At 65.1% G+C, this 9,488-nt stretch carries 7 protein-coding genes and 2 pseudogenes; 8 read left to right on the forward strand and 1 reads right to left on the reverse strand.

Annotated elements, in window-relative coordinates; genetic code table 11:
- The first annotated feature begins 44 nt into the window (after positions 1–44).
- From mobF to E3T54_RS05145, 5 genes and pseudogenes are all read left to right on the forward strand, one after another.
- A complete protein-coding gene (gene mobF / locus E3T54_RS05125) occupies positions 45–3,851 on the forward strand; it encodes a MobF family relaxase (protein ID WP_134474834.1) in 3,807 nt (1,268 codons plus the stop codon).
- 126 nt (positions 3,852–3,977) lie between these two features.
- Positions 3,978–4,184, forward strand: a pseudogene (locus E3T54_RS17670) (AAA family ATPase); the annotation flags it as partial.
- 17 nt (positions 4,185–4,201) lie between these two features.
- The gene (locus E3T54_RS05135) at positions 4,202–4,732 is read left to right on the forward strand and encodes a helix-turn-helix domain-containing protein (RefSeq protein WP_134474835.1); all 531 of its coding nucleotides are present in this window, start codon (positions 4,202–4,204) and stop codon (positions 4,730–4,732) included.
- 12 nt (positions 4,733–4,744) lie between these two features.
- Positions 4,745–5,323 (forward strand): PIN domain-containing protein, encoded by a 579-nt coding sequence (locus E3T54_RS05140; protein WP_134474836.1) that lies wholly within the window; start codon positions 4,745–4,747, stop codon positions 5,321–5,323.
- A gap of 57 nt (positions 5,324–5,380) precedes the next feature.
- A complete protein-coding gene (locus tag E3T54_RS05145; RefSeq protein ID WP_134474837.1) occupies positions 5,381–5,596 on the forward strand; it encodes a hypothetical protein in 216 nt (71 codons plus the stop codon).
- A gap of 175 nt (positions 5,597–5,771) precedes the next feature.
- Here the strand turns inward: E3T54_RS05145 and E3T54_RS16665 are convergent, their stop codons facing one another.
- Positions 5,772–5,912 (reverse strand): hypothetical protein, encoded by a 141-nt coding sequence (locus tag E3T54_RS16665; RefSeq protein WP_166804827.1) that lies wholly within the window; start codon positions 5,910–5,912, stop codon positions 5,772–5,774.
- A 134-nt stretch (positions 5,913–6,046) separates the two neighbouring features.
- On the opposite strand from E3T54_RS16665, the pseudogene E3T54_RS17235 reads away from it, so the two are divergent.
- The 3 genes and pseudogenes from E3T54_RS17235 to E3T54_RS05155 form a co-directional block, all read left to right on the forward strand.
- Positions 6,047–6,240: pseudogene (locus E3T54_RS17235) on the forward strand (transposase); the annotation flags it as partial.
- A gap of 96 nt (positions 6,241–6,336) precedes the next feature.
- Positions 6,337–6,834 carry an iron dependent repressor, metal binding and dimerization domain protein gene (locus E3T54_RS05150; RefSeq protein ID WP_166804828.1) on the forward strand — a complete coding sequence of 166 codons (498 nt, stop codon included), beginning with the start codon at positions 6,337–6,339 and terminating at the stop codon, positions 6,832–6,834.
- A gap of 478 nt (positions 6,835–7,312) precedes the next feature.
- Positions 7,313–9,488 (forward strand): diguanylate cyclase domain-containing protein (locus E3T54_RS05155; RefSeq protein WP_134474839.1); only part of this gene is annotated, 2,176 nt, incomplete at its 3' end.

Genomic DNA, 9,488 nt, shown 5'->3' on the forward strand with positions numbered 1-9,488 from the left:
ATTCACCCGTTAACCTGTGTTGAGAGGGGGGGGGTGGTTTCGCCATGATGACCGTGCATGTTCTTCACGCCGGCGATGGCTACACCTACCTGACCCGCCAGGTCGCAGCCGGGGATCATTCTGTGCGCCGCGGCGAAGACCTCACCGATTACTACACGGCCGAGGGCAACCCGGTGGGGGAGTGGCTCGGGTCTGGGTTGGCGAACCTGGGCGTCTCCGGGAACGTCTCCGAGGAGCAGATGCAGGCCCTGTTCGGCGAGGGGCTGCACCCGGACGCGGAGGCCGCGATCCGTGCTGCCGTCGCCGGGGGAGCGTCCCCGGAAGATGCTGTGCAGGCGTCCCGGTTGGGGCGCCGGTTCCCGCGGATCCAGCCCAAGCCGGACGGCTGGGACGTCGCTGTAGCCGACGCCTACGCGGCATTCGAAGCGGAGAACGGGCGCAGCCCCGAGGTCGGGGTGGAGCGCGATCTCATCCGCTGGAACATCGCCGCCGACCGCATCGCGGCAACGTTGAAGCGTCCCGGGACGGACGCGGAAGTGGCCACGCACCTATCCCAAATGGGCAAAGCAGCCCGGCAACCTGTCGCCGGTTACGACCTGGTGTTCACCCCGGTGAAGAGCGTGTCCGTGCTCTGGGCCCTTGGCGTTCAGGACACCTCCCAGCAGGTCCGCGAGGCACACAATGCGGCCTGGCAGGCCACGGTCGCCTGGCTCGAAACAGAAGCCGGCGTCACCCGCGTCGGTGCCGGTGGTGTCGCCCAGGTCGACACTCACGGGTTCGTCGCTACCGCGTTCGAGCACCGCGATTCCCGCACCGGCGACCCCAACCTCCACACGCACGTTGCCGTGTCCACGAAGGTGCAGGGCCTGGATGGGAAGTGGCGTTCTCTGGACGGCCGGGTGCTGCACGCCCTCGGCGTGGCCGCGTCCGAACGGTACAACACCCTCGTCGAACAGGAGGTCCGGAACCGCCTCGGCGTGACCTTCGTCGACGAGACGCGGGGGCGGAACAAGCGCAGCGTCCGCGAGATCGCCGGCATCAGCCGGGAGCTGCGGGACTCCTTCTCCTCTCGTCGTGCGGCGATTGAAGACGCCTACGAAACACTTGTCCAGGAGTACGTGGCCAAGCACGGGCACACCCCGCCGAAGACGGTGCAGCTGAGCCTGGCGCAGCGCGCGACCTTGGAAACCCGTGAGGGCAAGAGCGCCCCGAAGAGCTTGTCCCGGCAGCGCGCCGAGTGGCGGCTGGCCGCGACCAAGATCATCGGCGAGGTCGCCGTCGACACGATCGGGGCCACGGTGCGGCAGCCGCAGCAACTGTCCGTCACGGACGAGATCCTCGCCGCCCTGAGCGTCGACGAGCTGGCCGAGCGAGTGCTGAACACGGTCGAAGACAGCCGGGCCACCTGGCGCCGATCGCACGTGGCCGCGGAGGCCCAGCGCATCGCCCGGGCGTTCGCGAACGTTCGCCCCGGCGTCGATGCCCAGCAGGTCGCCGACCAGGTCGCCCAGGCCGTGATGGCCCGCGTGATCAGTGTCACCGCCCCAGCACTCAACCCCGCCCCAGAGCAGCTGCAACGCCAAGACGGCGAGTCCGTGTACCGGGTCCACGGGACCGAGCGATTCACGTCGACGCGGATCCTCGCGATCGAAGAAAGCCTCATCAATGCGGCCCGCACCGTCGCCGGCTTCACCGTCGACCCGACCACCTTCACCTCCACCGTCGAAGCGTTGAACGCGGCCAGCGAGTACCCGTTGGATGCGTCCCAGGTGGAGCTGGCCCGCCGCTTCGCGTCCGGTGGTCGTCTCCTCGAGGTCGGGATCGGCCCGGCCGGAACAGGCAAGACCACGGCCATGCGCGCGTTCGCCCGCGCCGTCGAAGCCGGCGGCGGCCGCGTCCTCGCACTCGCGCCGACCGCTGCCGCATCGACCGTCCTCGCCGAAGAAATCAAAGTGGAAGCGGAGACCGCGCACAAGCTCGTCGACGTCCACCGCCACGGGTCACCCGAGCAGCAAGAGTCCGACCAGTACCGCATCGACAGCAACACCGTCCTCCTCATCGATGAGGCAGGTATGGCCTCCACCCCGTTGCTCGCCGACGTCCTCGCCCTCGCCCAGCAACACGGGGCGACCATCCGGCTCCTGGGCGACCCCGCGCAGCTCGCCGCGGTCGAATCCGGTGGAGCCCTGCGCCTGATCGAACAGCGCGTGGGCGCCAGCTACCTCGACCAGGTCCACCGCTTCATCGACACCGACGAAGCCGCCGCGTCCCTGCTCCTCCGCGACGGAGCGAGTGCATCGCTCGACTTCTACGTCACCGCCGACCGAACCCGGGGCGGCATACGGCAGAGCATGCTGGAAGAGATCTACGTGGCCTGGGCCGCCGACCGGACAGACAACCGGCACTCGATCATGGTCGCGGGAACCAACGACGAGGTCGCCGCTCTCAACGCGCGCGCCCGCCTTGACCTGGTCGGCCAGGGCGTCGTCGGCAAGAGCGGGGCAGTGCTCCACGACGGGAACAAGGCCGGCCTGAACGATGTGATCGTGACCCGGCAGAACGACCGGAAGCTGCGCTCCAACCAGGGCAAGGACTTCGTCGCCAACGGCGACTTATGGACCGTCATCGACAATGAGGGTGGCGACCTCAAAGTGAAGAGCCTCCGGCACGGGGGGGTGCTCACCCTGCCCGCCGAGTACGTGGCCACGCACGTTGAGCTCGGCTACGCCGCCACTATCAACCGGGTCCAGGGAATGACGGTGGACACCTCCCACATCCTCGTCGACCCGCAATCCACGTCCCGCGAACAGCTCTACGTCGCCGCGACGCGCGGCCGCGAATCCAACAGCATGTATGCCGTCGTTGAAGAAACCCTCGAGGTCGACGCGCACGCCCCCGACCACCTTCGCACCAGCATCCTCGACGCCCTCACCGCGGTTCTGGCCAGGGAGAGCGCGGAACGATCCGCGACCGAAGAAATCCAACGAGCCCAGGACGCCACAGCCAGCCTGTCCACGTTACTGCCGGCCTACGAGGACGCACTCGCGCGCGTCTACGACCCCAGCCAACTTGAACGGATGGAAGCCGCCGTCCGAGACGTGCTCGACTCGGGGATCGCCGACCGGGTCGTCCGAGACGAAGCGTGGACGCATTTGGCGAGTCGGCTCGCCGCACACGAAGCCCACGGCGCTGACGTGCGCGCCCAGCTCGCCGCGGCTGTCCGGGCCGAGGATGCCGGGCCCGACTCGACCGTCGAGTCGTTCGCGAAGATCTATCACCACCGCATCGGAGCCCCCGGTGGATCAGCATCGGAGACACCGCTTCCGAGCTGGGTTACCCCGCCGCCCAGAGGCATCGACGGCGACAACCGTGAGGTCCGTGACTGGCTGCGCGCCCAGGCTGACCTCATCCACAACCGAACCCAAGCGCTCGTCGACGCTGCGGCCGCGAACCCCGAACCGTGGAACAAGACGCTTCGCCCCATCCCGGAGGACGCCTCCCTTCAGAAGGTGTGGCGGCGCGACCTTGGCAACGTGGTTGCCTTCCGCGATCTGAATCAGATCGCCGACACCAAGTCGCCTCTGGGTGCTGTCCGCACAGACGACGACGCCTACACGGCGGCCGCCGCGTCGCTCGTGCGTCTTCGTGTTGTCGAGGACGACGCTGCGGTGGAGGCGCGTCGGCGCGTGGCCGGTCTCCGGCAGCGGCTGTCCGGGGACACCGATTTGGGAGGAGCAGTCGATGTGGCCGAGCGGGTGCGGCGCCTACGCGAGCGTCACCGCGAGCAGGAAAAGCCCGCCTCAAACGACGACCCAATTCAACGCGGTCCCGGCCACCGTCCGACGGTGTAACGGGTTAAGGTGCGGTTGGCGCGGCATCCATTCACAGCCCTGCACGAAGCGCATCCCACGGTTTGATGCTTCGATAATTACACTCAGGCGAAAATATTGAAGTACTAGCCCGCACTTGCTCAAAAGCACGGCGTAATCATCCGTCTCCTGGGTGACCCGGTGCAGCTCGCGGCGGTCGAATCTGGTGGTGTTCTGCGCCCGATCGAGCAGCGGGTCGGAGTCAGCTGCCTCGGCCAGCTGCACCGCTTCATCGACGTGGACGAAGCATCCGCGTCCTCACTCACTACGAATCTCCTAAACGTAAAAAACGAAAATGTGTTACGTTTTATCTAATTAGGGAAGAAGCTAACATGAGCGCGTCAATGAGTCAGGAAACGTATCTTACGGACGATAACGCCGGGATCGCGAAGATCTACGACTTCCTAGAGGCACATGAAGCGGCCGGCCGGGCGCATCCGGTGCCTCGCTACTTTCTGGCAGGAGCTTCGGTTGGAGACCAAGTCGAGATTCCTGAAGAGATCCACCGGGTGCTGCGCCAAGTCATCGAGTCAATGCAACGAGGACTGGCGGTAACCGTTGCTCCCCAGTCCAAGACCCTGACGACACAGCAGACCGCTGATTTGCTGAGCGTAAGTCGCCCGACTGTCGTGAAATTGCTCGACTCAGGTGACATTCCGTTTGAGCGCACTGGAACGCATCGCCGCATTCTGCTGGCTGACGTGCTCGCTTTCCGTGAGCGTCGTCGAAGAGCGCAATATGACGCGCTCGAGGAAATGTCGGCTGGCGTCGATGAGGAAATGCCCATTGATGAGGTGCTTAGCGAACTCCGGGCGGCCCGGCGCGCGGTCGCAGCGAAGCGTCGGGTCGCCAAAGCGCTCTGACATGATGGACGGATGTTCATTGCCCTTCTCGATACCTGCGTACTCTGGCCGAGCACGCAGCGAGATTTCTTGCTTTCCCTGGCGTTTGAACAGATATACCGTCCCGTATGGAGCAGTGCCATCCTCGATGAACTCGAATATCACGAAGCTGAAAAACTCTGCCACCTTGGGGTAGATCGAGCTGAGGCTGAGGTCCGGGCCAGGAAATTGGTGGCGCAGATGCGAGCAATTTTTGTTGACGCTGAGGTCACCGGTTGGGAACGGTTGGAGGGCACGTTCGGTCTGCCGGATGAGGATGATGAGCATGTCCTGGCGGCGGCCGTGCTATCCAATGCCGGCGCAATCGTGACTGAGAATTTCAAGGACTTTCCCGTTAACAAAGTGCCGCCCAGCATCGAGATCATCAGTGCGCGTGACTTCGCGCGTGATGCAGTGTCACTTGATCCGGTGCGAGCGCTCAAGGCCATCTCGGAGCTTGCGGGCCGGTCAGGGAAGAACGGTCCAAGGCAGACCCCAGATGAGATCCTCGGCATTCTCCAGAACCGTTACGGCATGGATGAAGCCGTACAAATCATGCGCACTGCACTTTAGGGTCCGGTTGCTGACGCCTTCCATGTGCGTCCCCGGCCACGCTATTGCCTCAGAAAAGTGGGGTCAACCCTCCAGGCGCTTCTCCGCAGCCCGGAGTGCCACATTCCGGGCTGCCTCCTTTTCGAGGGCCTGCTGCTGCATCTGCAGGGCGAGAGCTGCGCGCGCATCGACCTTGGCCTGCTGTCCATAGGGGTGTCGTGGGTGATAACGCACTTGCAGTTGCCTCGCGGCAAACAGGAGCGCCTCGGCGCGTACGCCGAGGAAGTGCGCTAGAAGCAGGCGATCATCATCCTTGTCGCGTCACGCATTGCTCGCAGCTCCGTGTCATTTACGAAGTCATAGGTCGTTCTCGCCTGCGTGTCGCGCCGATCGAAAACAGGGCCAGAGCTGTAATACGCGGTCTCGGCCTGTGGAACAGCGGACTGCTGGTGCGGGTCAGTTCTGGTCTTCAGGTTGCCGGCCGGGTAGTCAGTGTGGTTTGCGCGGCCAGAATGGCCTTCGTTTGCATGGTGTACAGCTTCATCAGGTTGTGGCAGGCGGCCAGTAAATTCCAGTCATGGGCCGCTTGCTCCAACCCGCGCAGCAGCACAAATTTCCCTTGCCGGGTGTGGATCCTTAGATAAGTAAGGCACGCCGATCATCAACCATTATTTCACTGGCGGTGAAATCCTCGCCCGTGCGCCCGTATGGTGATTTGAGACAGTGCTAAGGAGAATCTGTTTCATGTCGAATCGTCGTAAGTTCACCGCGGAGTTCAGGGCCGAGGCCGTTGAGTTAGTGATCTCCTCGGGCCGGCCGATCGCTCAGGCGCAACCGATCTCGGAGTCAACGAAGGGACGCTGGGCAACTGGACACGCGTCTGGTGTGAGGAGCATCCAGAATCTGATCCCGACGGTCACGGTCCGGTGGAATGGGCAGCCGCGGCACTTCTCACATTTCTGCCCGAAAAAGGAAATGTGATGACGTCCACGGCGTCGCACGGAGCCAGGAGACGAACCTCTCACGAGAGTCCCGTGGCGCCTTCCAGACGACTCGAACTCGCGGGACGCACTCCCACAGGTGGCACGGCACATCGACGCAGGCTTCTTGAAACCTTCCTCATTCAAACCCTCGGCTACAGCGGTGCAGACGCGCGTCTTGAGGCCGAGAATCTTGAACATGCCGTCTCCGACTCGATGATTAAGCGCATCGATGACCATCTCGGGAACCTCACGCTCGAGGCGCTTGGCCTTCGCCCGACTGGCGGCCAACAGGTTCGACCTGTCCCGACCCAGCTCACCCATGCCGAATCCGGGCCAGAGTTGTCAATCAGTCACATTTCCGATGCCCATCCAGCCGTGCTCAGCTACTTCACGCGTATCGGCCTCGTCGCGGACACACGACTGATCGTTCAGCCTCACCGCTTGAACTCAGACATCGTCACGATCCGAATGCTCGGTCACACAGAAGACGTTCACCTCGGCAACGTCGCCTCCGATGCCGTCTGGGTCACGAGCATCGAGATGACATGAGAGGTCCTTCCCCCATCGCTCACCGTGGCGAGTGCGGGCACGGAATCCTCCCGCTCATCCAGCCGCGTCTTTACGGGTAGGGATACCGCCCCCGGTTTGCGTCTTACTCCGGATTCGACCCTCTCCAATCAAAGGAACCTTCTTGGGAAGCTCGCTCAAAGTCGCCGTGACCCTTCACCAAAGCGAAGCTCTACTGTCCCCAGCAATCGTCTTGGTCAGTGTGAACCAGCATGGGCAGCTACCCGCCGTCCTCGTGGACCCCATTGACCGCAACGGACGCATCGCCCAAGGCACGTGGTTGGGCGGCAACCTCGGAGACGGGACCGACGGGACTACCTACGCCAAAGTCCGGTAACGCGAGCCGGAGGCATCCCCCATGGCCGACCAAGGAGGGCCTTGCTTCCCCGGATACGGCACTGCATGTATTCTTCTAGCGTCGGTCGGCACGCCTGCCCCCCTTCGGTAAGAAGGGAAAGACATGCAGCTGGTCGGGCGTATCGGAGCGGCCCTGGCCGGGGTGGTGGGACTGGCCGTTCTGCTCGCGTGGTACACCACGGGAGGCGCGATGCTTTCGAGCATGGTGCCCGGGGTCCTGTTGGTGGCCCCGACCGCGGCGTTCGCGCTCGTGCTCCTCTCGATTGCGCTGGTCGCTTTCGACCGCCCACGTCTCACCGCGGTCCTCGGTGTGGCTGTGCTCGCCATCGGCGGTTTGTCGCTCGCCGAGTACGCCCTGGGAACGTCGCTCGGCGTCGATACTCTGCTGCCGGGAATCGAGCTGAACGGGGATGCGCTGAGGATGGCGCCGTCCACGGCCTTCTCGCTGTTCGTGCTGGGCGGCTCGGTCCTTTCGAGCCGGCTTGCCCGGAGCACGTTGGCGCTCGTCCTCGCGGTCGTCGCCCTGTGTGTGAGTCAAATCGCGATTCTCGGCTACGTCTACGGCGTTTCTTCGCTGTATACCGTTGGCGGCTACACCAGCATGGCCTTGCTCACCGCCGTCGGGATCGCGTTGTTGTCCGGGGCGACCCTGCTTCAACATCCATCCGCGGGTTTGGCCGGGCTGGCGCGGGACGGCGGTAGCGCCGGAAGGCTGGTTCGTCCGGCGATTCCTGTCTTCATCCTTGGTCCGTTCGCCCTCGGCTGGCTCTTCTTGACCGCGCAGCGCATGGGCTGGTTCGACATTCCCTTCGCCTTCGCCGTCCTTGTCCTGAGCATGACCATTCTGGGCTCCGCGTTGACCTGGATAGCGGCCTTGAGGCTTCGCGAACTCGACCGGCAACGTGAAGGCGCGCTGGCCAGGCTGGCCGAGACGAACCACCTGCTCGAAACCACGGTCGCGGTCCGAACCCAGGAGCTCGCGAAGACCGCCGACGCACTCGAGGCGCTCGTTCGGCTCGCGCCGGTGGGCATCGTGCAGCTCGACGCCGCGGGAGGGCTGCTGACCGCAAACGACCAGTGGCTGAGCGTGAGCGGATTGACCCTGGAAGCGTCCCTGGGTGAGGGTTGGATGTCGGCGCTGCACCCCGACGACCTCGATCGGGTACGCGCCGAGTGGTCTGAGAGCAGCGCCGTCGGCGCCGCCTATTCGGCCACTGTGCGTTTTCGCACCCAGGACGGACAGGTCAATTCGGTGCAGTTCACATCCACGCCGATTCGTGACCGGGGAATCGTGACCGGGCATCTGGCCAGCGTCACGGACGTGACCGCCCTGCGTGCCGCGGAGCAGGCGGCGACGGCGGCCCGCGCGCGGTTCGAGGCGGCCTTCGCCTGGTCACCGCTCGGAACGGCCATCGTGTCACTTGACGGCCGGGTGCTGGAAGCCAACCGGCGCCTCTTCGAGCTGGCCGGCCGGTCCGCCGACGTCCTGGGCGGGCCCATCGAGGCCGTGTTCCTGCCGCTCGAAACCGTCGGCGCGGATGCCCGTCCGGCCGGGCAGCTCGAGAGCTCCCGGCAGCGGGTGGATCGACGGATGCGGCGCAGCGACGCCGAGGAGACCTGGGTGAAGGTCAGCGTCGCGGAAATCCATGAAGGCGAACACGTGGGAGGTCTCCTGTACCAGCTGGAGGACATCACGGCCCGCCGGCTGGCCGAGGCGCGCGTGGAGCACCTCGCCTTCCACGACCCGCTGACGAACCTGCCCAACCGGCTGCTCCTGCTCGACCGGCTGTCCCAGGCCCTGCTGCAGGCGGCACGCCACGGGAGGGGAGTCGCCGTGCTCTTCATCGACCTGGACCGGTTCAAGGTGGTCAATGACAGCCTCGGTCACCACTCCGGCGACGCGGTCCTGGTCGAGGTGGCCGCGAGGCTCCGCCAGGGCGCACGGGCGTCGGACACCGTGGCTCGCATTGGCGGTGACGAATTCGTCGTCGTCTGCCCCGATGTCGACAGCAGCCGGGATGTCGCCCAGCTCGCGGATGCGCTCCAGAAGTCCATCGCCCGGCCGATCCGGATCGGCGATCACGTCGCATCCGTGGATGCGAGCATCGGCATCGCCTTCGGCGTTGGCCACGACGACCCCGAGTCGCTCCTGCGGAACGCGGACCAAGCGATGTACCTGGCGAAGGACCGCGGGCGCGCTCGGTTCGAGGTTTTCGACGACGATCTGCGTGGTCGGATCGACCGGCGGCTGGACACCGAGATCGCCCTGCGCAGTGCGG

This window comes from Cryobacterium sp. Sr8 (assembly GCF_004403225.1).
Classification (GTDB): Bacteria; Actinomycetota; Actinomycetes; order Actinomycetales; family Microbacteriaceae; genus Cryobacterium; species Cryobacterium psychrotolerans.